Source organism: Cryobacterium sp. TMT4-10 (assembly GCF_004403275.1).
Classification (GTDB): domain Bacteria; phylum Actinomycetota; class Actinomycetes; order Actinomycetales; family Microbacteriaceae; genus Cryobacterium; species Cryobacterium shii.
Genome location: NZ_SOGU01000087.1, coordinates 1 through 23,142, shown reverse-complemented (window position 1 = coordinate 23,142; position 23,142 = coordinate 1). Strand labels below are relative to the sequence as shown.

Sequence of the window (23,142 nt, the reverse complement as noted above, 5' to 3'; positions counted from 1 at the left end):
GTTATGCCTCAACTCCTGCTGCAACCGGTGCCGCTGCCTCTGCGCGGGGCGCACGACGCGGTCGGTCGTCACGTCGCTCGGGGCGGGACGACTTAGCGTTGGCCTGCTCGCGGGCGAGTTCCTTGTTGGTGATGTCGCCCTTGTAGATCCAGACCTTCACGCCGATGCGGCCGAAGGTGGTCTTGGCTTCGTAGAAGCCGTAGTCGATGTTCGCGCGCAGGGTGTGCAGTGGCACACGGCCTTCGCGGTAGAACTCCGAACGGCTCATTTCAGCGCCACCGAGACGACCGGACACCTGGATGCGAACACCCTTGGCGCCGGCGCGCTGGGCACCCTGCAGGCCCTTACGCATCGCGCGGCGGAATGCCACACGAGCGGAGAGCTGCTCGGCAATGCCCTGAGCGACGAGCTGAGCGTCGACCTCGGGGTTTTTGACCTCGAGGATGTTCAGCTGGATCTGCTTGGCGGTGAGCTTCTCGAGGTCGGAGCGGATGCGCTCGGCCTCCGCGCCACGACGGCCAATCACAATGCCCGGACGGGCGGTGTGAATGTCCACGCGGACACGGTCGCGAGTGCGCTCGATCTCGATGCGGGACACGCCGGCGCGGTCGAGGCTGGTGCTCAACAGGCGGCGGATCTTGACGTCTTCAGCGACGAAGTCGCTGTAACGCTGGCCCGGCTTCGTGCTGTCAGAGAACCAACGCGACACGTGGTCGGTCGTGATTCCCAGACGGAAGCCATAGGGGTTTACTTTCTGACCCATTACTTCGTACCCTCCTCAGGAGTGGCGAGCACAACCGTGATGTGGCTCGTGCGCTTCTTGATCTGGAATGCGCGACCCTGTGCGCGGGCCTGGAAACGCTTGAGGGTGGTGCCCTCATCAACGAATGCCTGGCTGACGAACAGATCCTGCTCGTCCAGGAAGGTGTTGGCTGCATCGGCCTTTACCCGGGCGTTCGCGATTGCCGAAGCAACCAGCTTGTACACCGGATCGCTCGCACCCTGCGGCGCGAACTTCAGAATTCCCAGGGCCTCGAAGGCCTGCTTGCCGCGGATCAGGTTGACAACGCGACGAGCCTTCTGGGGGGTAACGCGGATGTGACGCACGCGTGCGATCGACTCCACCATTTCTTATCCTCCTTCACGTCCCCGCGTTAGCGGCGACGGCCCTTCTTGTCGTCCTTCACGTGACCACGGAAGGTGCGGGTGGGCGCGAACTCGCCGAGCTTGTGCCCGACCATGCTCTCGGTGACGAACACCGGGATGTGCTTGCGTCCGTCGTGAACCGCGATGGTGTGCCCGAGCATGTCGGGGATGATCATCGAACGGCGCGACCAGGTCTTGATTACGTTCTTGCTGCTGGCTTCGTTCGCCTTGACAACCTTGCGAAGCAGGTGGTCGTCAACGAACGGGCCTTTCTTGAGACTGCGTGGCATCGTCTACTCCTACTTACGCTTCTTGCCGACGGTACGGCGACGAACGATGAGCTTGTCGCTTTCCTTGTTCGGGTGGCGGGTGCGCCCTTCTTTCTGGCCCCAGGGGCTGACGGGGTGACGTCCACCGGACGTCTTACCCTCACCACCACCGTGCGGGTGGTCGACCGGGTTCATGGCAACACCACGAACGGTCGGGCGAACGCCTTTCCAGCGCATACGGCCGGCCTTGCCCCAGTTGATGTTCGACTGTTCGGCGTTGCCGACCTCGCCGATCGTGGCGCGGCAGCGAGCGTCGACGTTGCGGATTTCTCCGGACGGCAGGCGCAGCTGGGCGTAGATGCCATCCTTCGCAACGAGACGAACGGATGATCCGGCGGAGCGGGCCATCTTGGCGCCACCGCCCGGACGCAGTTCGACCGCGTGGATGATGGTACCGGTGGGGATGTTCTTCAGCGGCAGGTTGTTGCCGGGCTTGATGTCAGCACCGGCGCCCGACTCTACGATGTCGCCCTGGTTCAGCTTGTTCGGGGCGATGATGTAGCGCTTGGAACCGTCCATGAAGTGCAGGAGCGCGATGCGCGCCGTACGGTTCGGGTCGTACTCGATGTGAGCGACCTTGGCGTTGACGCCATCCTTGTCGTTACGACGGAAGTCGATCAGACGGTACTGACGCTTGTGGCCACCACCGATGTGACGGGTGGTGATGCGACCCTGGTTGTTACGGCCACCGGTCTTGGAAAGGGGGCGAAGCAGGGACTTCTCCGGGGTCGAACGGGTGATCTCTGCGAAGTCCGCAACAGATGAACCGCGACGACCAGGAGTCGTGGGCTTGAACTTACGAATAGCCATTTCTTATTCCTCTAGTCCGCGCCGCTTAGCCGACGGCCGTGAAGATGTCAATGGAACCGGACTTGAGCGTGACGATGGCACGCTTGGTGTCCTTGCGCTTACCCTGACCGAACTTCGTGCGACGCGTCTTGCCGATCCGGTTCATGGTGTTGATCGAAGCGATCTCTACCTTGAAGATCTTTTCGATCGCGAGCTTGATTTCGGTCTTGTTCGAGCGCGGGTCCACGATGAAGGTGTACTTGCCTTCGTCGATCAGGCCATAGCTCTTCTCAGAGACGACCGGAGCGATGATGACGTCGCGGGGATCCTTGTTGATCGGGGTAGCCATTATGCGGACACCTCTTCCTTCTTGGTCTTGCTCGCCACGAACGCGTCGAACGCGCCCTTGGTGAAGACAATGTCGTCGCTGACGAGCACGTCATAGGCATTCAGCTGGTCCCACGGCAGAACGTGCACCGTCGGCAGGTTGCGGATGCTGCGCAGCGTCATTTCATCGGTGCGTTCCAGGACGACCAGCACGTGCTTGCTGCTGGCGATCTGGGTGAGCAGTGCGATGGCGCCCTTGGTGCTGGGCGTCTCGGCGCTGAAGAGCGCCGTCACGACGTGGAGGCGGTCGCCACGGGCGCGGTCCGAAAGTGAGCCGCGCAGTGCTGCCGCGATCATCTTCTTGGGGGTGCGCTGTTCGTAGTTACGCGGGGTCGGTCCGTGGACGATGCCACCACCGGTCATCTGAGGGGCGCGGATCGAGCCCTGACGAGCGCGACCGGTTCCCTTCTGCTTGAACGGCTTGCGGCCGGAACCGGAGACCTCACCACGACGCTTGGTCTTGTGAGTGCCCTGGCGTGCGGCAGCGAGCTGCGCAACGACGACCTGGTGGATCAGCGGAATGTTGGTCTGAACGTCGAAGATCTCGGCGGGCAGGTCAACGGTGCCGGCCTTCTTGCCGGTTCCGTCGATGATGTCGAGTGCGGTAGCCATCAGGACTACGCTCCCTTCACTGCGTTGCGGACGAATACGAGGCGGCCACGAGCACCGGGAACGGCGCCCTTGACCAGCAGGAGGCCCTTCTCGGCGTCAACCGAGTGCACCTTGAGGTTCAGCACAGTGACGCGCTCGCCACCCATACGACCGGCCATGCGCATGCCCTTGAAGACACGGCTCGGGGTCGAGGAAGCACCGATGGAACCGGGCTTGCGGTGGTTGCGGTGTGAACCGTGAGAGGAAGAGACACCCTTGAAGTTGTGACGCTTCATGACACCGGCGAAACCCTTACCCTTGCTGGTGCCCATGACGTCGACCTTGGTGCCGGCAGCGAACACACCGTCAACGGTGAGTTCCTGGCCCAGGGTGTAGTCAGCGGCATCCGCGGTGCGGAGCTCGGTGAGGTGGCGGCGAGGCGTGACGCCGGCCTTTTCGAAGTGTCCGGCGGATGGCTTGTTGACCTTGCGCGGGTCGATGGCCCCAGCAGCGATCTGGACGCCGGCGTAGCCGTCGATGTCCTTGCTGCGGATCTGGGTGACAACGTTGGGCGAGATCTCGATGACGGTGACGGGAACGAGCTTGTTGTTCTCGTCCCAGACCTGGGTCATACCGAGCTTCTTGCCGAGGAGACCCTTGGTGGTCTTGGTATCGGAGTAAGACATCGCGGGCCCTAGAGCTTGATCTCGATGTTGACGTCCGCCGGGAGGTCGAGACGCATAAGCGAGTCAACGGCCTTCGGGGTCGGGTCAATGATGTCGATCAGACGCTTGTGGGTGCGCATTTCAAAGTGCTCCCGGCTGTCCTTGTACTTGTGAGGGGAACGGATGACACACACCACGTTCTTCTCGGTCGGAAGCGGCACGGGGCCGACGACAGTCGCACCCGCGCGGGTCACTGTGTCGACGATCTTGCGCGCCGAGATGTCGATGACCTCGTGGTCATACGACTTAAGTCGAATGCGGATTTTCTGTCCCGCCATGTCGAACTCGCTTTCTTGTCAAGGCTTCGTACATCCCGAGGGCTGCATTGGACGCCGTAGTAGCACTGCTGCTATCGCACCACTGTTCATCTGTCAATTTCGATGCCCACCGCCAGGCGGCGAGTACCGAGCCAACTCGCTTCTCCACACTCGCGCATGAGGGAAGGCATGGATTTGCCCAGCATTCCCGGCTGTTGGTTTCTTCTATGTCCTGCTACCCGCGGCCTAACTGTGCACCTGGCGCTTTTTACGGCGAACGGCACAAGCTATGCACTGCCTGGCAGTGATCCCGATACCGCGAGCAGCGCGGCAGTCGAAAGTGTTGAACTAGAAGAGTCTGCCACAGGGTCGGGTCATTGTGCAACCCGGGCGTGTCGCGGGCGGCGTGTCGCCACTTCCGCGTCGTTCCGGGGCTCCCCCGCACCTCTCAGGCCGTCCAAAGTGCCCGTTCCGGTCGAGAGTGACCGCTGCGGCGGTCACTCTCGACCGGAACGGGCACACTCACCGCACCAGCGGGAGTCCCGCCTTGCTCAGGATGCGCTGCAACCGCCATGGTTCGCGGATGTCCGGAATCCCCCAGCGCGCGAAGACGTTGCCCTCAGCCCTGAGATGGTCCTCACGGATTTTCTCCGCGTAAACGGCCTCACCCGGGGACATCGAACCGAGGTACTCCTCCTTCAGGTATTTTCCGCGTCCGTCGAGCTCACCGATCGTTCGATACTCCGGCCATTCGGTATCCGTGAAGTAGTGACCACCGTTTGGGTTGACGTGCTGACGCTGAAGGACGGGGTCAGGGAATCCCAGCTCGAAGATGACAACCCTGCTCTCGGACTCGCCCGCATTGTCCGCGAGGCCGTTCCCGAACTTGATCGCTTTCAGCGACTGCCGCCCGCCCCGCGGGGACACCACCCGCTCGTGCGCCTCTAGGAGCTGGTCTTTCGTGACTTGATTGTAGTTCGTGCTCCGCTCAGGATTGAGAGCACAGTCGATCGCCGCCACGCTGTCCCGGAATTGCGCCGCGCGGGCGAGATCCACCAGCGTTCGCTGGGGACTTGTCACCAGAATGCCTTCCATTTCGACGACGTCCCCCGCTTCCAGCCCCTCACGGTGAATCGTGACCCCGTTCTTGCTCCGTGCGGCCGACTCCGGGTTGACGATCAGGTGTACGACGCCGGGCCAGGCGCTGGCCCTCGGATAGCCCCACAGCGCGGCCGCCGAGTCGAAGGCCACCACGGGCATCCGTCGCCGGGTGCGAACCGCCGCCAGGATTCGCGCGCGGTATCGATCGGCTGGGGTCATGGACGCCCAAAGCGCGTCATCGACATAGGCTCCGCGACGGATGCGCTCCCTGGCGCCCACCGCATGGTCGCGCCTCAGGGTCCTGTCGTCCTGTTCGATGCCTACGATGTCCCTGACCAGAACGAGGCCGGATCGATTGGTGATGTCGTTGTGTCTCATCCGATCAGGATCGAGACGACAGCCACCGTCCGAGGCGTGTTGCGCCGGAACTGTGTGCTCCAGCCCACGTCGAGGGGCCGGGAGGAGTCATCTTCTCCCGGATGCCGGTACGACAGTTCCCGTTCCGGTCGAGAGTGACCGCTGCGGCGGTCACTCTCGACCGGAACGGGAACTACGGGCCGAGGGCCCGAGAGAGGGCGTTAGGTGGCGGGGGGCTTGTCGTCGGTGCCGATCTTGTCGTCGGCGGAGGTGCGCGCGCCCTCGATCTGCTCCTCGTATTTGCCGCCGGTGACCTTGTTGGCCGCATCGGCGGTGGCTCCGAGCACCTTGTCGCTCATTTCCTCGGCCTGCTCGCTTGTCAGCGCGTCCTTGACCCTGTTGTCATTCAGGAACGCTTTGGCCTTCTTGGTGATGTCGTCCAAGCCCATGGTCTTCTCCTTCTCCGGCTGTGCGGCGCAGCCGTATCCAAAGTACTCCGGCTCCCCGCACGAAACGGGTACAAAAAAGGGGCCGGCCCCCGAAGGGCCGACCCCGTTTCTTGAAGGGAACTACTTGATGATCTTGGTCACCGTTCCGGCACCGACGGTGCGGCCACCTTCACGAATGGCGAAGCCGAGGCCCTCTTCCATGGCGATCGGCTGGATCAGCGCGACGTTCATGTCGGTGGTGTCGCCGGGCATGACCATCTCGGTGCCCTCAGGCAGCGTGATGACGCCGGTGACGTCCGTGGTGCGGAAGTAGAACTGCGGGCGGTAGTTCGCGTAGAACGGGTTGTGACGCCCACCCTCATCCTTTGACAGGATGTACGCGGTGCCCTCGAAGTCGGTGTGCGGCGTGACCGAACCCGGCTTGACGACAACCTGGCCGCGCTCGACGTCTTCGCGCTTGGTGCCACGAAGAAGAAGACCACAGTTCTCGCCGGCCCATGCCTCGTCGAGCTGCTTGTGGAACATCTCGATACCAGTGACCGTGGTCTTGATGGTCGGGCGGATGCCGACAACCTCGACCTCGGAGTTGATCTTGAGGGTTCCACGCTCGGCGCGGCCGGTGACGACGGTTCCACGACCGGTGATCGTGAAGACGTCCTCGATCGGCATCAGGAAGGGCTTGTCCTTGTCGCGGACGGGCTCCGGGAAGTAGTCGTCGACAGCCTTCATCAGCTCAAGGATGTTGCCGACCCACTTCTCGTCGCCTTCAAGCGCCTTGAGTGCGGAAACGCGCACGACGGGAGCGTTGTCGCCGTCGAAGCCCTGGGCGGTGAGGAGTTCGCGAACCTCGAGCTCAACGAGCTCAAGGATCTCTTCGTCGTCAACCATGTCGGACTTGTTCAGCGCGACGAGCAGGGACGGCACGCCGACCTGCTTCGCGAGCAGAACGTGCTCACGGGTCTGAGCCATCGGGCCGTCAGTAGCGGCAACCACGAGGATCGCGCCGTCCATCTGAGCAGCACCGGTGATCATGTTCTTGATGTAGTCAGCGTGGCCCGGTGCGTCAACGTGCGCATAGTGACGCTTTTCGGTCTCGTACTCAACGTGCGAGATGTTGATCGTGATGCCGCGCTGGCGTTCTTCCGGAGCAGAGTCGATCGACGCGAAGTCGCGCTGAACGTTTGTCTTGGACGGGTACGTGTCGGCGAGGACCTTGGAGATCGCTGCAGTCAGCGTGGTCTTTCCGTGGTCAACGTGACCGATCGTTCCGATGTTTACGTGCGGCTTGGTCCGCTCGAACTTGGCCTTGGCCACTGTGGGTCCTCCTCAGGACTCTCGGCTTCACCGCCCGCTGGATGCGGGCGGTGAAACTGCTGGATTTGTGTACTTATGTTACTCGGGCCGGGAGGCCGAAGCGATTCGGGCCATGGGGCCCTGAAAGGCCCGAAGGCCCCGGGCTATTCGCCCTTGTTCTTCTGAATGATCTCTTCGGCCACAGCCCGGGGGACCTCCGCATAGCTCTCGAAGGTCATCGAGTACACGGCGCGGCCAGAGGTCTTCGACCTCAGGTCACCGATGTATCCGAACATCTCCGACAGCGGCACGTTGGCGCGAATTACCTTCACGCCCTGAGCGTCCTCCATGGTCTGGATCTGTCCACGACGCGAGTTCAGGTCGCCGATGACGTCGCCCATGTATTCCTCGGGCGTACGTACCTCGACGGCCATCAGCGGCTCGAGCAGAACGGGATCAGCCTTACGAACGGCTTCCTTGAAGCCCATCGAGCCGGCGATCTTGAACGCCATCTCCGAGGAGTCGACGTCGTGCGCGGCGCCGTCAAGCAGGCTTGCCTTGACGCCCACCATCGGGTAGCCGGCCAGGACGCCAACGTGCAGCGCATCCTGGATTCCTGCGTCCACCGAGGGGATGTACTCCCGGGGGATGCGGCCACCCGTGACCTTGTTGACGAACTCGTAGCTCTTATCGGCAGTGATCTCGAGCGGCTCGATCGCGATCTGAATCTTCGCGAACTGCCCGGATCCACCGGTCTGCTTCTTGTGCGTGTAGTCGTGACGCTCGACCGCGCGACGGATCGTCTCGCGGTAGGCGACCTGGGGCTTGCCGACGTTGGCTTCGACGTTGAATTCACGCCGCATCCGGTCGACGAGGATGTCCAGGTGGAGCTCGCCCATTCCCTTGATGACCGTCTGACCAGTTTCCTGGTTCTGCTCGGTGCGGAAGGTCGGGTCTTCTTCGGCCAGCTTCTGGATCGCGAGACCCAGCTTTTCCTGGTCCTGCTTGGTCTTCGGCTCGATCGCAACCTCGATGACCGGGTCAGGGAACGTCATCGACTCGAGCACGACCTGCGCGTTCGGGTCGCACAGGGTGTCACCCGTGGTTGTGTCCTTGAGGCCGATGACCGCGTAGATGTGACCGGCGGTCACGAAGGCCACAGGGTTCTCCTTGTTGGCGTGCATCTGGAAGATCTTGCCGATGCGCTCCTTCTTGCCCTTGGTCGAGTTGATGACCTGGGCACCGGAGTCAAGGTGACCGGAGTAAACGCGCACATAGGTCAGACGACCGAAGAACGGGTGAACGGCAACCTTGAACGCGAGGGCCGTGAACGGCTCCGTCGCATCCGGGTGGCGCATGATGACCTTTTCCTCATCGCGCGGGTCGTGGGCCTCGATGGCCGGCACGTCGAGCGGGGTGGGGAGGTAGTCGATGACGGCGTCGAGCATCGGCTGAACGCCGCGGTTCTTGAACGCCGAGCCACAGAGGACCGGGTAGATCTCGCTGGAGACGGTGAGCTTGCGGATCGCGTGCTTGATCTCGGAGACCGTGAGTTCCTCGCCGGAGAAGTACTTCTCCATCAGGTCGTCGTCGGTCTCGGCAACGGTCTCGAGGAGCAGCTTGCGGTAGACCGCAGCCTGGTCGACGAGGTCGGCCGGGATCTCTTCGATAGCGTACTTGGAGCCCATCTCGACGTCACCCTTGGAGTCGCCGCGCCAGGTCAGTGCACGCATCTCGACGAGGTCGACAACACCTTCGAAGGTGTTCTCGGCGCCGATCGGCAGCTGGAGGACGAGCGGCTTCGCGCCGAGGCGCTTGACGATCGTGTCGACGGTGTAGAAGAAGTCGGCGCCGAGCTTGTCCATCTTGTTGACGAAGCAGATGCGGGGCACGTCGTACTTGTCGGCCTGACGCCAGACGGTCTCGGACTGGGGCTCAACGCCCTCCTTGCCGTCGAACACTGCGACGGCGCCGTCGAGGACGCGGAGCGAACGCTCCACCTCAACGGTGAAGTCGACGTGGCCGGGGGTGTCGATGATGTTGATCTGGTTTTCAGCCCAGAAACAGGTCGTCGCGGCAGACGTGATGGTGATGCCACGTTCCTGCTCCTGCGCCATCCAGTCCATGGTCGAGGCGCCGTCGTGCGTCTCGCCGATCTTGTGATTGACACCCGTGTAGTACAGGATGCGCTCAGTGACGGTGGTCTTGCCAGCATCAATGTGAGCCATGATGCCGATGTTGCGGACCTTACTCAGGTCGGTGAGCACGTCAAGTGCCACGGGGGTCCTCCGGAAGTTTGCTTATGGTGCGTGGTGCGAAACAGGGCATCCGGTATCCGGGCCCGTCGAGATCTGATCCCGACAAGCCCGGACTCCGGAACGCGACTACCAGCGGTAGTGAGCGAAGGCCTTGTTCGCCTCGGCCATCTTGTGCGTGTCCTCGCGGCGCTTCACAGCGGCACCGAGGCCGTTGGATGCGTCGAGGATTTCGTTGGTGAGACGCTCGGTCATGGTCTTCTCGCGACGAGCCTTGGCGTAGCTGGTCAACCATCGGAGGGCCAGGGTGTTGGCGCGGTGCGGCTTGACTTCGACGGGCACCTGGTAGGTGGAACCACCCACGCGGCGCGAACGCACCTCAAGGGTGGGACGAACGTTGTCGAGTGCCTTCTTCAGCGTGACGACAGCATCCGCACCGTTCTTGGCAACGACGCCTTCGAGTGCATCGTAAACGATGCGCTCGGCGAGGCCCTTTTTGCCGTCGAGGAGGATCTTGTTGACGAGCTGGGAGACGATGGGGGCGCCGTATACCGGGTCAGCGATAACGGGACGCTTGGGCGCTGGGCCTTTACGAGGCATTACTTCTTCTCCATCTTGGCGCCGTAGCGGCTACGAGCCTGCTTGCGGTTCTTGACGGCCTGGGTGTCCAGTGCGCCACGAACGATCTTGTATCGAACACCGGGAAGGTCCTTGACGCGACCGCCGCGGACGAGCACCATCGAGTGCTCCTGCAGGTTGTGACCCTCGCCGGGGATGTAGGCGGTGATCTCGGTACCGTTCGACAGCTTGACGCGGGCGACCTTGCGGAGAGCCGAGTTCGGCTTCTTCGGGGTCGTCGTGTAGACGCGGGTGCAAACGCCGCGCTGCTGGGGGTTGGACTTCAGGGCGGGAGCCTTGGTCTTGGTGACCTTGGGGCTGCGTCCCTTTCTGACCAACTGCTGAATGGTGGGCACTAATTACTCCTCGTTATTGCTGCACGGTGACAGCTTTGTGATTAGCATTCGACCCTGCACGTTGCCGCCTGGATCGAGTTCATCTGGACCCACCGAGGCACGCAGACGAGTCCGCTTGTTCAGGTGGGTATGCCGTGGGGGCTGCTCGGAGAACAAACCCTGAGTGAGTGCCCGGTCGCGGCGCCTAAGGTGCAGCACGACAAAATCGCGGTGGCATAACTCAAGCGCACGACAAAGCGCACACCCCGAAATACTAACTTGACGGTGGCAGCCCGGTCAAATGGATTACCACGTCCGGGGGGTTCGTTCAGGTGTTGTTCAGATGCCGCGCGGCCAGAGCGGTGAATCGAGGGCGGTGTCGAGGTCTGCCAGCAGGGCCAGCACCCAGGGTTCGACGAAGTCGGAGACTGCCCGGCGCATCCGTGCCTGGTGCCGGGACAGCTCCGCGCAAACCTTTCGGCCGACCAGGGCCGCGTGCTCGTCGGCGAGTTTGAGTTCGGCACGGATGGCGGCCTTCTCCTCGACGCTCAGCGGCGGTGGGGCGACGGGCGCGGCCGAGGGCTCTTCGGGCCGGGCGAGGTCAGCGAAGGTGAAGAGGTAGGGGGCGTCGGGCGTGGCGGGCGGATCCAGGTCGAGCCCCGTGTAGGCCGGGTCCAGGCCTTCGGTCGGCTGGTAGCTCGCGGCGGCCTTGCGTTGCTCGTTGAGGTGGATCTCGCGGCGGAGCAGCGGCAGGTGCGCCTCGGTGTACTCGTCGACGTCCGCGTCGATCACGCGCTTGATGCGCATGGACAGCGCGTGCTGCACGGCGTGCGGGACATCCGTGGTGAGGCCGGCGGCACCGATGATGGGCGACCCGAAGCAGGTGCGGCAGAGGCGGGCGCGACCTCGGTGTGTGCCCGGGCGCCAGCGGGGCAGCCAATTCAGCCAGTCGTCGACCTCGTGGTCCACGCGTGACTCGATGGAACCGTCCATGAGTATTAAGGGTACTCGATTGCCTCGCCGAACGGCTGACCAGTTTTGGGGGCATCCGTCAGCGCCCCGGGAACGCTCAGGGGCGGGCCTTCGTGCGGAGTTCGTCGGCCAGGTTCCCGGCGGCGGGAGCCTCCGGCAGCCCGGTCCAGACCGCGGAGTCGATGATCGCATCGTAGAGCTCCACCAGCAGGGGGCCGAGCTCGGCGAGGGGCGACGAGAAGGTCACCAGGAGCACGGCGCTCGCGCCCGGCACCGTGATCCAGTAGTCGGCCTTGATGGCGGTATAGGACTCGACGTCGGGACCGCGGCCCGGCTGCTCGTGATCGCTGGTGCGCCGCAGCACGTACGACCGGCCCTTCTCGAACAGGATCGCGCCCTCGCCCTCGAGGACGGCCCAGTGATCCGCGCCGTCCTCCCGGTCAGACCCGTCGCCGCGTACCAGGCCCAGCGCCAGGGCATCCATGATGACGGGCGGCTCGGTGCTCTGGCCGGGGAAGGTGAGCGCCGGCCGGTAGACGGTCAGCGTGGACGCGAAGGTGATCCGCTTGTCGAGCTTGAGGGACACGTGGAACTCGGTCGCCCCGCCCTCGATCGCGTGCGTCACCGCTGCCGACATGGCTTTGCGCTGCTGCGCGCGAAACGTCGCCTCGCTGGAGTTGCGTCCGAACTTGTGCGCGACGAGTTTCTTGACGGACGCGGCGGCCGAGTCAATCGAGTCGACCGGGATTCGCCACCAGGCACCCGGGAGCTCGAATTGGAGCGACGGATGCTGCGGGCTCGCACTCATTCCGCAGCGCCGAACATCGCGGCCAGCTCCTCCCTGGTGAGGATGAGGTGGGTGCCGAGGTACTTCCCCTGGGTGAAACCGAACTCCGCCTGGCGGTCCCTGAGGACTACCAGCTGGAGGGGTTGGGGACCGCCGGGCCAGGGAGCCTCGACGGCGAAACGGTACTGGGGTAATTGTGTGCCGTATTCAGCCCAGATGACGGATGCCGTCTGGCGGAGGACCTCGCCCAGGGCCGCGTCGCCCTCGGCGGTGACTGTGAGCCTCGTCGTCGACCGGTAGTTGCCCGGAAATCCGTTCAACGCAACCGTAACCGTGGCGTCTTCAACCCCGTCAATGGCTTTCAGCGATTCGGTGACCTGCTCCGTGTTCATGTTTGCCTCCGGTGGCGCGGATTGTGACGATGGGGAAGGCTGGGGGGCACAGGCAGCGAGGGCCAGGGTGACGGAGACGGCCGCCGCGAGCACAGTCAAGCGACGCCATCTCGCCCGCTCAGCCACGTGTGTAGGAATAGTCGTCGCCGTCGACCGCGTCGCCGAAGTAATCGGCGATGCCCACACTGCTGTCTGAGCCGCCGGCCGCCTTGAAATCGAGGACGGCACCCCCGGTTGCCTTGTCGACATGAGTTCTGAACGTCTCCTGATATTTTTCTGGGTTGTGTCCCAGGTCTTCGCCGGCCCCGCCCGGGGCGGGAACATCGATCTTGTACCGGTTACCGTCGTTGCTGTGGTCGGCCAGAAAGGGGTTCTCGGTGCGCGGGACCGGATCGGTCAGGTGGCTCACATCGAGTACCTTCGTGTGCAGCGGGATCGGCATGTCGTCGAGCGAGGCGCCGGCGGTCACCAGGGCGTCGACCTTGTAGGTGCGGCTGAACACGGGGTCGGCGGCCAGGTTGCCGGCCGTGATCCCGCCGAGGCTCCAACCGGTGAGCATGACGTGTGCGCCGTCGGGGATCTCCTGCTGCTTCATCGCGTCCATTACCGCTTTCTCGAGTTGCGTGCGCTGCCCGAGGACCATCTTGGCGGCGGCGTCGCTCGCGCCGTCGTTGGCGCTGGTGCCGCCCGGTAGCCACTGCTGCGTGCTGGGCACGGCGATCTTGTAGATCAGTTCACCGTTCGGGCCCGTGATGGTGGTGATTCTGACGACGGATTCCTGGTTGGTGTCCTTCTCGTCGTTCGTGTGCCCTGCGTCATCGATGTCCATCAGGTCCTGGAACATGGTCTCGAAGCTGGCGTGGGCCACGAGCTTCGCGTCTCGGTGGGCGACGCGCTTCGGCTCGGCTCGTTCCCCCCAGCCGGCGGCGCCGACGAGCAACCAGGCCACGGGAACCGTCGCCATCAGCGCGACGATGGCCGACTGCACGAGCGAGTCCAGCGGATCGCCACCCTGCAGGATCAAGGCGGTGGCCAGGTAGACGGTAGCGGCCAGGAAAATGGCCAGATGGGCCAGCACCACGGTCAGCACGACGGCTGCCGCGACGATCACCGCGAGGGCGAGCGCGATTGCGGTGGCCGCGACGATCGCCGCGGCCAGGACCAGGACGACGGCGACCGCCACCGCCAGCGCGAGGGCGACCGCGATCACGGCCAGCGCGATGGCGGCGGCGGCAACGAGCGCGAGTACGGCGAGGCCGAATGCGACGACCGCGGCGATGAGCAGGATCACCGCGGCGACCAGCGCCAGGACGGCGAGCACGATGGCGGCGAGCACCGAGACGATGACGTCGATGGCCTGGCCGATGAAGTCGGCGACCGCGGTGAGGAACCCGCTGATGTCGTCCCAGATGGAGTCGTTGAGGTCGCTGCCGGCGACGACGTCGACGATGCGGTTGCGGGCGTTCACGGCCGCCCGGTCGCGGTCCTCGCACGCCTGGTGGTAGCGGCGCTCGGCGGCATCCTTCCGGTCGGAGAGGCCGGAGATCGAACCGGTGACCCGGGCGAGGTCCGCCGTAGTCGTGCGTGGCGGCGGCGGCGCCGTCACGATCAGCGCGTCCGCGAGTGTTTCGGCGAGCTGGGTCACCCGGAGCCTGCTCTGCACGCGTTCCGCGTCGTTCAGGTCGTCGGCGGCGGCCTCGAATTCGGCGATCGCCTGATCGGCGTCGTCCTGCGCCGCCTCGAGGGCTGCGGCGTACGCGACGAGGGCGTCGCCGGTCTCGCTGTAGCGGGACTCGGCCTGGGAGATATCCGCGGCCAGCGCGGCGGCGTCTGAACGCACCCGGGCGATGGCCATGCCGTGCATGGCATCCGGGTTGGCGATCGCCGTGAGCTGGCGCACGGCCGCTCGGATGGCCGTCGCCGTGTCCGCGTAGCGCAGACCGGTTTCGAGCACCACCGCCGGGTCACCCGCGAGTCGCTGCACGCTCAGGCCTGCATCGGTGCGGGTTCGGTGGAGCCGGAGAGTTTCTGGTCGAGTTCCCGGAACGAGGTGTGGATGTCCGTCAGCGATTTCGCGAGCCGGCCGAGGTTCTCGACGTAGCCGGCCCGCCGGTCGTCCCAGGTGTCGGCGAAGTCCTGCACGGCCTCGGCCAGTCCGACATGGCCGCAGGCGTCCGCGGCGCGACCCGAGCTGTCCGCGGACTCGGCGAACGATGTCTTGACGCCGGTCGCGTTGGACGCGGCGGCAGAAATCAGCGACAGGTCAAGGTGCACACCGTCCGACATCCGCATTCCCCCCAGATTGTGCGTGACGAGGGCGGCTTCTCGCGAAACCGCCCTCGAACTACTCGTTCAGACGAGTGTGACTAGCTTCCGGCCATGGAAGCGTCGTGCTCGCGGGTCTTCTGCGACATGGAGCGCAGCGCGTTGGCCATGTCGGTGATGCCGGCGACGGCCGTGTTCACACCGTTGTTGAGTTCGTTGTAGCCCTCGCCGAACTTGCCGGACGCGAGGTCGGTCTTGAAGCCCTCGCCGAGCAGTTCTTCGACCTTGCCGAGCAGCGAGTGCAGCTGGCCCTTGATGTCTTCAGCGCCGCTTTCGAGAACTCCGGCGGTCTGCTCCATGGCGTCATAGCTGGCGTGGAATGTCATTGATAAGCCTTTCGATCGGTTCCCCACTCCCCCATAGGAGTGATCGAGTACTGCTGTAACGCTATCTGGTCTGGGACTCTTCTGCCGGAACAATCCGGATGGCTTCCATCAGCGCCTTCAGGTCGTCCAGCATCAGGGCGATCCGGCCGAGGTTGTCATCGATGACCTCGAGCAGGAAGACGTGTCCCGCCGCTTCGCCGACCAGCCGGGCGCAGCCGACGACGCGGTTGGAGCCGTCTTCCTGTTCCAGCGACGTCGTGGAGAGCACACGCACCAGCCGGCCGAATCCGTCCGACTCGATCTCGGCGACGACGGGGACGGTCAGCGAAGACTCGGCGGAACCGGCGCAGTCTTCCAGGCTCGCCTCGCCGAGCTCGGCTCGCGACGCGGTGTACAGATGCGCGACCGAGAGGAAGGAGCCGGCGACCGGGAAGTACCAGAACCGTTTGGCGGCATCCGGCACGCTGAAAGCGGCGATCTCCCTGGCCGTCTCGTAGAACCGGCCGATGGTGGTCTCGGGTTCGGGCATTTCTCGGCCCGTGCGCTCGGCCACGTCCCTGGCCCAGTCGTCACGGGTCGCCCAGTCCTGTTCCGGGAAGTGCAGGGGAACGTCGATCCAGACGTCGGTGTCGTACCCGACGAGGTAGCCCGCTAGTTCTGTTTCCATCGGAATGTCCCTGCTATCGCGTCGAAGAGCCCGGCGAGGACGGTCACGAACTCGTCGCCTTCGTCCCCGGTGAGATGGAGGATCGCGTAGGAGAGCACGAGGCCCGTGCCGGGCCGCTCCCCCGGTGCCGGAACGAGGTAGTGGATCAGTAATGACGAGAGACCCTCCTCGCCGTCGACCCGGTTTCGTTCCTCCTGCCAGCGCCAGGCGGGACCCTGCGGCAGCTGCACCGCTTCGGCCCGGCCGCCGGCGAGACGGTCGACCGCCGAGACGAGGGTGGTTCCCGGCGCCGCTCTGAACGGGACCGCCACGATGGAGACCGGCAGAACGATGTCGTCGACGCGTTTGATCGGGAGGTACATGGCCGTCGCACCGATTTTGCGGACCCGGGCGAAATACACGTGGATGCGCGTGCGAACGTCCAGCGCGATGTCCGGCCGTCCGCCGTCGCGGTAGAGGTCCCGGGCGTTCTGGACAAGCTGGGCCTCGGCTTCGCGGTCGATGCCGTACTCGGCCCATCCGGGCGGGAAGACGAGCGTGTACGTGAGCTCGGCGGCGGCACGGGAGCCCTTGAGCTCGCTGGCGAGGCTCACAGCGACACCTCCGCCGGCTCGAGCGCGCGCGGCTTCTGCAGCGTCAACAGGAGTGCCCGGATCAGGATCATCGACAGCGTCACCACCTGAAACACCGAGCCGATCCAATGCCAGCCGAAACCCCCATAGGAGTCGACGCCGACCGGGAGGCCCGTCGGGTCACGGTACATGGTGCTGTACAGGAGGGGGAGCATCACGTAGATGACCAGGGTCATCATGACGAGGTAGACGAGCAGGGGGCGGTCGTCTCTGGTGAAGTGGCGCAGCATCATCGCAACCGAGACCGGGGCGATGAGGGCGACGGCGATCACCAGCCAGGCAGGCAGTGGAATCCACGGCCATTCGATGGCGCCCCGGTACAGTCGCTCCCCGTCCCCGGGCCCCATGTGGCCGCCGGCGAGGAGCCCGTTCAGCACCGTCAGCAGCAGGAACGCGGCCATCAGCAGCGACCCGGCCATGAACCCGCCACGCGCCTTGTCGAGTTTCGGCCTGGCCGCGGATGCCTGCGGAGAGGTGCGTCCTGATGGTCGGCCCATGTCAGGAGACCACGCTGTTCTTGAACGAGATGTAGCCCTGGTCGAATGTGCCGGCGATCTTGTCGTAGGCGGCTACGAGGGTGCCGCCGCCGGACAGGGCCACGTTCTTCACCTGTTCCCTGAGAACGGGCACCCCTTCGCGACCCGCGCCCCTGACCCACTCCGCAACCTCGGGGAGATGGCCGAACGTCTCGTCGATATTGTTGCGGAAGCCCATGTACTGTCCCACGTTCGCGCTGCCGCCGCGGAGGGTGTTCCACGGATTGTTGAAGAACGGCGGAATGGTCTGCAAGCGGGAGCCGGCGAAGGCCTGCACGTCCCGGAAGCGATTCACCAGGCGCCAATTGCTCGTCGGCATTGCAGCGCGCAGACCCACCTGGACGGAATCCCGTCCCCCGGCGAAGACGGCCCTCATTTCCGGGCCGCGCAGGACGGCTGAAACCGATTTCGCTCCCGCAGCGCCGATTCCGAAGGTGACCAGCCCGAAGACATCGAGGCCCACGTCGACCCAGGAGCCGTTGCCCGTGGCCGCCAGAGTCACGTGTCCGATCAGGGACACGACGGATAACACCACGACCAGGGCCATCACGAACAGGGCGATGGGCCCGGTCAGGAACAGGGCGACGACGGCGAGCACGAGCAGCACCGAGCTGATCGTGTCGAGGAATTTGGTCAGGTCCTCGACCCAGGTGTCGTTGTTGCCCGCGGTGTCCATCGCCGTGTCGATTCCGCCGACCGCATCGTCGTAGGCTTCCGCCCACACGCTGAACGCGCTCTCGAAGGTGTCCCAGAGCCCGTCGAGGTTGTTGTCCGCGCTGCGCGCGGAACTCGCGGCGGCGTCATCGGCCGACACCGCCTGCGCCCGATCCTGCGGTGTCGGCTCGGTCTCCCACAGCCAGGTGGTGTCGAGGCCGCTCAGCGCCCTCGAGGCGGAATCCGCCGTGTCACGACGGTCCTCGGCCACACTGTGCGCCGTCTCGATGTCGTCGATCAGGGGGTGGATCGTGTCCTGCGCCGCCTTCAGAGCCGCCGCGTAGCCTTTGAGAGTCTCCCCCGTCATCCGGTAGCGCACTGCCGCCTTGGACAGATCCCCGTTGATCTCCCCGGCCACCTTGCGCACCTTGTCCACGGATTCGGCGATCTGGGTGGTGCCCTCGCTGATCTCCCGCAGCGCCCTGGCGGTGCTGTCCATGGTGTCGCCGAGGGCGACCAGGTTGCGTCCGCGGCTGTCGACGTCGGATGCCGACCCCTCCAGGATCCGGAGGATGTGGCCTCTGGGCGACGTGAGGGTCATTTCATCCCTCCGACGGGCTGGTTGTCGTGGCCGGCGTGCCCCATGCTCTTGGCCGCCTCCCGGTCGAATGCGGTCCAGCCGGCGATGACGCCGTCCAAACGCTCCTGAAGGTCCTCCAGGCCGCCCTTGAGCTTGTCCCGCTTGGCCGCCCACTCGGCCTCGAACTCGTGCACGACGTCGAAGAGTTCCGAGCGGTCGTCGGGGTGCGCGACCGCGCCCGCGCCATCGTCGTTGCTCTTGGCGGCGGCCTTGAACTCGTCGATCGTCGTCTTGAGCCCGGAGGAGACCTCAGCGAGGTCCTGCATGTTCAGCCAGATCTGTGCCATTGACTTGATCAGCCCTTTCGTCGGTCTGCGTTGAGGCTATCGGCCACCAGTGGAATCTGAACGCGGTAGACGGAACCGTTCTGCACGTAGAGGCCGCGGCCCTCGGGGAACTCGTGCCGCGCGACGCGGGGGAACGGCACCTTGAAGACGCTCTCGCCGTCGTGCGTGTCCGGTTTCAGGATGATCCCCTTGCGGGCGGCCTTCATCTCGCCGACGAGACCGAAGCTGCTGCCGAGGTTCGCGATGTCGACGTCGGTGATGAGCGTGTGGTCGCTGCGGTTCACCTTCTGCGCAAGCTCCACCAGGGGTTTCTCCAACGGCGAGGCCGCGAACTGGGTCACGTTCTCGATCACGATGACCAGCCGGTCGGTGACCCCCTCGTCGGTGACGGCCTCGATCAGCTCCTTCACCAGCGCGACCGCGTCGTCGACCTTGACCGCGCTCCGCATCCAGGGGTAGTCCGTCGCGAGTTGCGACCGACGCCCGCCGATGTGGAAGAACTTCGCGTCCGGGTCCCACGCCGCGATCGTTCGCACCAGGGCCCGGATGGTGTTGGTCTTGCCGCTCACGGGCGGCCCGCCGATGACGATGGTGCCCATCGGCTCGAACCCCATCGGCTGCAGCGCCGTGTCCGAGATGCCGATCACCGGCAGGTCGTTGACGGATGCCGGCAGCTCGCGGAGGGAGACCTCCTTCGGGAGCGCCCCCACGACCGGGGCCTCGGCCACACCGGCGGCGCGGAGCCGGGCGGCGAGCGCCTGTGTGCTCGTCGTCTGCGCCGCCACGTTCGGCGTGCCCCCGATGATCGCCAGCTGGGTTTCGTAGCCATCGACGATGGCCCGGCCGGGAGGTGACTGCTCGCTCAGGACGTCCTTGGGCACATCCAGCACCTGATAGGAGGACTCGTCGGGCAGGCGGAGCACCACCCGGCGCTGGATGTTGGCGTTGACCGCCGTCGGCACGCTTCCGTACCGGTCGGCCGTGATGACCACGTGGATGCCCAGCGGCCGCCCTTCGCCCAGGATGCGCATGAAGGTGTTGTAGAGCGGTCCGCGGGCGAGGCTGGTCTCGTATTCCTGGCGGAACGTGCCGAAGCCGTCCAGCAGGAACAGGATGCGCGCCTCCCCCGGGGCCTTGGCCAGCTCGCGGTACTCGCCGATGCTGGCGGCGTTGACCTCGGAGAACCGCAGGGCCCGGGCGTCGAGTTCGGCCCGGAGCATCAGCAGGAGCCGGCCCACCCGCTCGTGGTCGTCGCCCGAGACGATCGAACCGACGTGGGGCAGGACCTCGACGCCGCGGAGGCTGCCGGTTCCGAAGTCGATCCCGTAGACGTTCACGGTGCCGCTGCCGGGGCTGGCGCCCGCGGAGATGGCCAGCGTGCGGAGGAGGGCGGACTTGCCCGTTCCGCCGGTTCCGTAGATGGCCATGTGGCCGTCTTTGTCCGGCCGGAAGAAGGCCGGCTCCTGCAGCTGCTTCTCGGGGATGTCGCTGACCCCCATCACGATCATGGAGTCCCGCCCCTGCCGCAGGGCGAGCAGGTCGTAGGCCGGGAGCAGGTCGTCGAGCCACGGCCGGCGCGGGGCGGGGATACCCGCGCGCGCCGCGGCGGTGATGAGGTTGCTCACGATCCGCACCTGGTCGTTGGGGCCGAGGTCGCGCGGCTCGTTCGACTCGTGGGCGGGCGCCTCCCAGGGCGTCTGCGAGCCGAACCGGAGCTCGCCGACCTTCACGCTGACCACGTCGGGTTCATCCGTGGTCCAGCCGCCCGCGTAGCCGGACTGGAACGGGATCAGCCGCCCCGGACCGGTCTTGGCGATGGCCCGGCCGGGGATCGATGGGTCGAAGGTTCCGGCGATAGGGTCGCCGACGACATCCTTCGAGTCGGACTCGTCGGCCATCCGCAGGGCGACGCGCAGGTTCGTGTTGGCCCGCAGGTTGTCCTTGATGACGCCGGCCGGCCGCTGGGTGGCCATGATCAGGTGGATGCCGAGGGACCGGCCGCGCTGGGCGATGTCCACAACTCCGTCGACGAACTCGGGCACTTCGCCGGCGAGCGCGGCGAACTCGTCGATGACCAGGACCAGGGCCGGCGGGCAGTCCGGGTCGCCGCGCTTCTCGAGCTCCAGCAGGTCTTTGGCCTTCTTGCGGTTGAACAGGTGTTCCCGGTAGTGGAGTTCGGCGCGCAGGCTCGTCAGCGCGCGACGCACCAGGTGCGGGCTGAGGTCGGTGACCAGGCCGACGCAGTGCGGCAGCCGGGTGCATTCCGCGAATGCTGAGCCGCCCTTGTAGTCCACGAACAGGAAGGTCACCCGGTCCGGGCTGTATTCGGCGGCCATGCCGAGCACCCAGGCCTGCAGGAACTCCGACTTGCCCGACCCCGTGGTGCCGCCGACCAAAGCATGCGGGCCCTGGGTGCGCAGGTCGAGGTGCATGGCGTCGAGGGCGGACTGCCCCACGATCGCCCGCAGCGTGCCGGTTCGTTTGCGCGGGACCGGGGCGGCGCCGGAGCGGTCGCTGATCGAGCTGTTCTGGGTCCAGCGTTCGATCGCGGTGCCGGGTTCGGAGGCCAGCTCCTCCCCCATCAGCGTCACCATGGACACGCTGCGCGGCAGGTCGCTGGCGTCGGTGATGACGGCGCCGGCGTCGATGATCGGGGCCAGGCGCCGGGCCAGGATGCGCGCGTACTCGACGGACACCCCCTCGATGGTCACATCGGGAACCGTCATCCCCAGCCGTACGAAGCCGACCTCGGCGTGGGCGAGGCCGTTCTCCACGTTGACGAAGGTGCGGCAGGCGGCGGGGAGCGCCTCGACGTTCGGGGCCATCCAGATCGGGTAGATGCGAGCATCCGCGGCGTCTTCGAGCATCTGCGCGAGCCGGGCCCGGTCCACCGGGGCGTCGTTGTCGATCAGAACCACGAGGGCGGCGCCGTCGGTGGCCGACGAGGACTCGGGAGTTCTCTGGCCGACGTGGGCGCCGCGCTGGGACGCGGCCTCACCCTCCTCGTGCGAGCCGCGCGAGGTGCCGTCGCCGCCGTTTTGGGAGTTGCGACTCTGGATCAGTTCCTCGAGGGCGTTCAGGATGGCCGTGCCGAGCGCCGCGCTGTTGGCCAGGTGCACGCCCGCCAGCCGGCTCTGCGGCGACGAGGTGTGCGGCAGCCACTTCAGCCACTCGAACTCGGTCGTGAACCGGGGGCTCAGGATGGCCGCGAACGTGACCTCGGCCGGGGAGTGCATGCCCGCGTACTGCACGGTGATCGCCCGAACCGTGTCGGCGACATCCGTGGCCGGGCCGCAGACGCCCAGGGCGCCGGACAGGAACAGGTTCTCGACGACGGGGACACCGCTGATCCGCGCGACCTTCGCCTGCAGCTTGTCCACCATGCGCAGGTAGACCGGCAGTCCGGAGGTGTTCTCCTTGGTGTTGATCGTGTTGCGGCTGGGCATACTGCCGAGGCCCAGGCGCAGGTCGAGGAAGTTCCAGTGCTCGGGCCGGCGGGTCCAGAGCAGCGGGCCCAGTTCGATCGCGGCCCCGTAGACCTCGGCGACCGACGGGGACTCGCGCAGCCGGGACGCGCGCTCCAGCGGCTCCTCCTCTTCGAACCGGGTCTCGATGTCTTCGAGCTGGGTCTCGAAGGCCGTCACCGTGGTGGCGAGCTTGTTCTTGGAGACCTGGATGCGGGAGAAGTGACTGCCGACCGCCATCATCGGCATCATCGCCACGAAGGTGAGGGTCAGCGGGTTGCGGGTGACCGCGAACATGACGATGCCCATGATCGCGGGCGAAATGACCATCAGCCACGGGAACGGCTGCGGCTCGATGTCGGTCGGGATCGCGGGGGCGGGGAATTCCCGGCCCGGGTAGCGCTGCTCGACCTGCGGCGAACGGTTGAAGCGCAGCGAACCGCCCCGCTCCAGAACCTGCACGGACTGGTCGACGGGAGCGCCGGCCACCAGCGTCGCCGCCAGTTCGGTGTCGCCGAGCACGATGGACTGCCCGGTGACCAGCCGCACCCGGGAGAGGAGGCCGCCGTCGACCAGGATGCCGTTGGCCGAGTTGAGGTCGACGATCTCGATCGATCCGGGCCCGACCTCCACGCGCACGTGGCGTTTGGAGACGAGCTCGTCGTTGAGCACGACGTCGTTGCCGGGGATGCGGCCGATCGTGCTGTTGCCGACCGGCAGACGGAACTCGGCACCCTTGTCGGGACCGCTCATCACGCGAAGGATGGCCGCGGTCGGGCCGCGGCCGGCGCCCCGGGCCGCCCGGGCGCTCGAGCGTGCGCCGCCGGG

The 23,142-nt window shown here is 65.7% G+C and carries 26 protein-coding genes; all 26 read right to left on the bottom strand.

Features of this window, described 5'->3' with window-relative positions:
* Position 1: 1 nt before the first annotated feature.
* Positions 2 to 763: a 30S ribosomal protein S3 gene (gene rpsC / locus E3T42_RS12115; protein WP_134363322.1), complete on the bottom strand. Its 762-nt coding sequence runs from the start codon at positions 761 to 763 to the stop codon at positions 2 to 4.
* Entirely contained in the window at positions 763 to 1,128 is a 366-nt protein-coding gene (rplV, locus tag E3T42_RS12110; protein WP_104100965.1) for a 50S ribosomal protein L22, read from the bottom strand. Before rplV ends, rpsC begins: the two co-directional genes overlap by 1 nt.
* 26 nt (positions 1,129 to 1,154) lie before the next feature.
* On the bottom strand, positions 1,155 to 1,436 hold the full coding sequence (rpsS, locus tag E3T42_RS12105) for a 30S ribosomal protein S19 (RefSeq protein WP_066597628.1): 282 nt from the start codon (positions 1,434 to 1,436) through the stop codon (positions 1,155 to 1,157).
* 9 nt (positions 1,437 to 1,445) lie between these two features.
* On the bottom strand, positions 1,446 to 2,285 hold the full coding sequence (rplB, locus tag E3T42_RS12100) for a 50S ribosomal protein L2 (protein ID WP_104100967.1): 840 nt from the start codon (positions 2,283 to 2,285) through the stop codon (positions 1,446 to 1,448).
* Positions 2,286 to 2,310: 25 nt separating this feature from the next.
* Complete coding sequence (gene rplW / locus E3T42_RS12095) at positions 2,311 to 2,613, bottom strand: 50S ribosomal protein L23 (protein ID WP_134403074.1); 303 nt, start codon at positions 2,611 to 2,613, stop codon at positions 2,311 to 2,313.
* A complete protein-coding gene (gene rplD, locus E3T42_RS12090; protein WP_134365615.1) occupies positions 2,613 to 3,263 on the bottom strand; it encodes a 50S ribosomal protein L4 in 651 nt (216 codons plus the stop codon). The genes rplW and rplD overlap by 1 nt, the downstream gene beginning before the upstream one ends.
* A 5-nt stretch (positions 3,264 to 3,268) precedes the next feature.
* A complete protein-coding gene (gene rplC / locus E3T42_RS12085; protein WP_134365614.1) occupies positions 3,269 to 3,928 on the bottom strand; it encodes a 50S ribosomal protein L3 in 660 nt (219 codons plus the stop codon).
* Between the two features lie 8 nt (positions 3,929 to 3,936).
* Positions 3,937 to 4,245, bottom strand: coding sequence for a 30S ribosomal protein S10 (gene rpsJ, locus E3T42_RS12080; protein WP_035834607.1), 309 nt, complete (start codon positions 4,243 to 4,245; stop codon positions 3,937 to 3,939).
* Positions 4,246 to 4,746: 501 nt separating this feature from the next.
* Complete coding sequence (locus tag E3T42_RS12075; RefSeq protein ID WP_134365613.1) at positions 4,747 to 5,703, bottom strand: hypothetical protein; 957 nt, start codon at positions 5,701 to 5,703, stop codon at positions 4,747 to 4,749.
* Between the two features lie 200 nt (positions 5,704 to 5,903).
* The gene (locus E3T42_RS12070; protein WP_134365612.1) at positions 5,904 to 6,131 is read right to left on the bottom strand and encodes an Rv0909 family putative TA system antitoxin; all 228 of its coding nucleotides are present in this window, start codon (positions 6,129 to 6,131) and stop codon (positions 5,904 to 5,906) included.
* Between the two features lie 120 nt (positions 6,132 to 6,251).
* Positions 6,252 to 7,445, bottom strand: a complete 1,194-nt coding sequence (tuf, locus tag E3T42_RS12065; protein ID WP_134363317.1) for an elongation factor Tu — start codon at positions 7,443 to 7,445, stop codon at positions 6,252 to 6,254.
* Positions 7,446 to 7,588: 143 nt separating this feature from the next.
* On the bottom strand, positions 7,589 to 9,703 hold the full coding sequence (gene fusA / locus E3T42_RS12060) for an elongation factor G (RefSeq protein ID WP_134365611.1): 2,115 nt from the start codon (positions 9,701 to 9,703) through the stop codon (positions 7,589 to 7,591).
* Between the two features lie 105 nt (positions 9,704 to 9,808).
* The gene (gene rpsG, locus E3T42_RS12055; protein WP_066597688.1) at positions 9,809 to 10,279 is read right to left on the bottom strand and encodes a 30S ribosomal protein S7; all 471 of its coding nucleotides are present in this window, start codon (positions 10,277 to 10,279) and stop codon (positions 9,809 to 9,811) included.
* Positions 10,279 to 10,653, bottom strand: a complete 375-nt coding sequence (rpsL, locus tag E3T42_RS12050) for a 30S ribosomal protein S12 (protein ID WP_134365610.1) — start codon at positions 10,651 to 10,653, stop codon at positions 10,279 to 10,281. Before rpsL ends, rpsG begins: the two co-directional genes overlap by 1 nt.
* 318 nt (positions 10,654 to 10,971) lie before the next feature.
* Positions 10,972 to 11,625, bottom strand: a complete 654-nt coding sequence (locus tag E3T42_RS12045) for a spermidine/putrescine ABC transporter substrate-binding protein (protein ID WP_134365609.1) — start codon at positions 11,623 to 11,625, stop codon at positions 10,972 to 10,974.
* 76 nt (positions 11,626 to 11,701) lie between these two features.
* Positions 11,702 to 12,412 carry a hypothetical protein gene (locus E3T42_RS12040; protein ID WP_134403073.1) on the bottom strand — a complete coding sequence of 237 codons (711 nt, stop codon included), beginning with the start codon at positions 12,410 to 12,412 and terminating at the stop codon, positions 11,702 to 11,704.
* Positions 12,409 to 12,783, bottom strand: a complete 375-nt coding sequence (locus E3T42_RS12035; RefSeq protein ID WP_134365607.1) for a hypothetical protein — start codon at positions 12,781 to 12,783, stop codon at positions 12,409 to 12,411. Before E3T42_RS12035 ends, E3T42_RS12040 begins: the two co-directional genes overlap by 4 nt.
* 118 nt (positions 12,784 to 12,901) lie before the next feature.
* Positions 12,902 to 14,767, bottom strand: a complete 1,866-nt coding sequence (locus E3T42_RS12030) for a hypothetical protein (protein ID WP_134403072.1) — start codon at positions 14,765 to 14,767, stop codon at positions 12,902 to 12,904.
* A gap of 2 nt (positions 14,768 to 14,769) precedes the next feature.
* On the bottom strand, positions 14,770 to 15,069 hold the full coding sequence (locus E3T42_RS12025) for a hypothetical protein (protein WP_134365605.1): 300 nt from the start codon (positions 15,067 to 15,069) through the stop codon (positions 14,770 to 14,772).
* 80 nt (positions 15,070 to 15,149) lie between these two features.
* Entirely contained in the window at positions 15,150 to 15,434 is a 285-nt protein-coding gene (locus tag E3T42_RS12020) for a WXG100 family type VII secretion target (RefSeq protein ID WP_241976092.1), read from the bottom strand.
* A 61-nt stretch (positions 15,435 to 15,495) separates the two neighbouring features.
* Positions 15,496 to 16,101 (bottom strand): hypothetical protein, encoded by a 606-nt coding sequence (locus E3T42_RS12015; protein ID WP_134403071.1) that lies wholly within the window; start codon positions 16,099 to 16,101, stop codon positions 15,496 to 15,498.
* Positions 16,086 to 16,694, bottom strand: a complete 609-nt coding sequence (locus E3T42_RS12010; protein ID WP_134365603.1) for a hypothetical protein — start codon at positions 16,692 to 16,694, stop codon at positions 16,086 to 16,088. The genes E3T42_RS12015 and E3T42_RS12010 overlap by 16 nt, the downstream gene beginning before the upstream one ends.
* Positions 16,691 to 17,230, bottom strand: coding sequence for a hypothetical protein (locus E3T42_RS12005; protein ID WP_134365602.1), 540 nt, complete (start codon positions 17,228 to 17,230; stop codon positions 16,691 to 16,693). Before E3T42_RS12005 ends, E3T42_RS12010 begins: the two co-directional genes overlap by 4 nt.
* Before the next feature lies 1 nt (position 17,231).
* Positions 17,232 to 18,524 carry a hypothetical protein gene (locus tag E3T42_RS12000; protein ID WP_134365601.1) on the bottom strand — a complete coding sequence of 431 codons (1,293 nt, stop codon included), beginning with the start codon at positions 18,522 to 18,524 and terminating at the stop codon, positions 17,232 to 17,234.
* Positions 18,521 to 18,850 carry a hypothetical protein gene (locus tag E3T42_RS11995; protein WP_134365600.1) on the bottom strand — a complete coding sequence of 110 codons (330 nt, stop codon included), beginning with the start codon at positions 18,848 to 18,850 and terminating at the stop codon, positions 18,521 to 18,523. Before E3T42_RS11995 ends, E3T42_RS12000 begins: the two co-directional genes overlap by 4 nt.
* An 8-nt stretch (positions 18,851 to 18,858) precedes the next feature.
* Entirely contained in the window at positions 18,859 to 23,067 is a 4,209-nt protein-coding gene (locus tag E3T42_RS11990) for an FtsK/SpoIIIE domain-containing protein (protein WP_241976090.1), read from the bottom strand.
* Between the last annotated feature and the right edge of the window lie 75 nt (positions 23,068 to 23,142).